The 1,826-nt window shown below is 42.7% G+C and carries 2 protein-coding genes; both read left to right on the plus strand.

All coding sequences use genetic code 11. The features are described from left to right. The first annotated feature begins 720 nt into the window (after positions 1–720). A complete protein-coding gene (locus ACUVJL_RS19715) occupies positions 721–1,167 on the plus strand; it encodes a hypothetical protein (RefSeq protein WP_445247387.1) in 447 nt (148 codons plus the stop codon). A gap of 237 nt (positions 1,168–1,404) precedes the next feature. Then, positions 1,405–1,815 (plus strand): hypothetical protein, encoded by a 411-nt coding sequence (locus ACUVJL_RS19720; protein ID WP_445247388.1) that lies wholly within the window; start codon positions 1,405–1,407, stop codon positions 1,813–1,815. Positions 1,816–1,826: the final 11 nt, after the last annotated feature.

Here is a 1,826-nt window from a genome sequence, read left to right on the forward strand (position 1 = left end):
AGATTATTTGAATCCATTGAAAAACTAGAAGCACTGTTACATAAACTGTTAAATGAAGGAGGACTAATTATGAAATGGAACCGAAAAATAAAAAATAAAGGTAACTTAGTTAATGCAGTTTAGATGTCGAACAGCTTAGTCATTAGTCATTAGTCATTAGTCATTAGTCATTAGTCATTAGTCATTAGTCATTAGTCATATCAACTCCGCTAGCATCGTCGGGCGTCAAATCGAATCAACAGTCTCAACTATCATTCAGTTTTTCAACCCCTCCTTCAACAGTCAACAGTCAACAGTCAACAATAATTCCGGTGCAACCGGAATTGATATCATTAGTCATTCTCCCAATTACCAATTCTCAATTTCCAATTCCCAATTACCTACCTTTAGATAGATGTCAAATCCTCGCCGACTGTGAAATCTTCAAGGTAAAGAGAATTTTATCAGTCTTGAGGAAGACTCAATAAATGTATTTTTAATATAGCAACCGCCCTGACGGTTAGGACGTTCTTAATTGCTGAAACCCTTGCGGAAGATTGCTTCTTCCTTCTCTCCTAGATAAATAAAACCTTCTTCCTTCTAGCTTCTTCCTTCAACATCTGCTATAACAGCAAGTTCTCGAAAACTATAACCAAAGATAGTTTGTGAATGAGCTAGCTTAGACTTAATATTTAAACATAAGCCAAACATCTTTTTGTAAAGATAACTCAGGAAAAAATCATGACTAATCGCCAACCAATACCGCCCGAAAAAGAAATTAGCAAATCAACACCTGCAGACGAACAAATCGAAGCTAATATGGAAGCCCCCCACTACGACAGGGGCATTACTCCTGCGGAGACAGCAGCGCGGCAAGAACGCGAAGGCTCCAACTTCATGCACCCAACCACCGAAGCGAAGCAGAAAAGTGCAAAAACTGATGACCAAACCGATGACGAAAGCATTCACACTACAGATGGTTATACAGTAGACAAAGAAGGTCTGGTTAACAATTACGCGATCGAACCGGAAATGTACATCAACGAACCGGGCGATTTGAGAGCAAAAGAGGAAGCCGAAGCCCAAGAACGCGCTCGAATTCTCGCAGAAGTCAAAGATAAAAAAGGCGAGGAAGGAAAACTGACAATGGATGCAGACACCCGCGGCAAAGGGCCGGGAATTATCTAGATTGTCTGGTTGGTAGTTGCATTTGGGCGCGCGAGGTTGCAACTGTAAAGTAAAGGGGCAGGTTTTTATAGTTCCGGCAGTTATCGATCGATATTTCCGGTAAAACCAGCCCCTTTTTTGCTTTCGACTTCGGTTTTTAGACTTGATATCATGTCCGATAGATCGCGCATCATACATAGTCGGGGCGGGTTTTTGAGATTGTCGGTTTTTGGCGACTATTGCTGGTGAACCCGCCCCTTGTATCTTAAAAGAGTGAGTCAGTCGATCGCCACGTCATTGATTCGATCATACCGACAATCAGGCGATCAAGCCAACAATCAGGCGATCATACCAACAATCAGGCGATCAAACCGACAATCAGGCGATCAAGCCAACAATCAGGCGATCAAACCGACAATCAGGCGATCAAGCCAACAATCAGGCGATCATACCAACAATCAGGCGATCATACCAACAATCAGGCGATCATACCGACAAACAGGCGATCATACCGACAATCAGGCGATCGAGCCAACAATCAGGCGATCGAGCCAACAATCAGGCGATCGAGCCAACAATCAGGCGATCGAGCCGACAAGCAAAGCGAATCTAAAGAAACAAGGAAAGTTTAGTACAAATGGTTCTGTAACAGCAGAAAGTGTTCTTTAAGGACATCAGAA

It is taken from the genome of Microcoleus sp. OTE_8_concoct_300 (genome assembly GCF_031383065.1).
Classification (GTDB): domain Bacteria; phylum Cyanobacteriota; class Cyanobacteriia; order Cyanobacteriales; family Microcoleaceae; genus Microcoleus.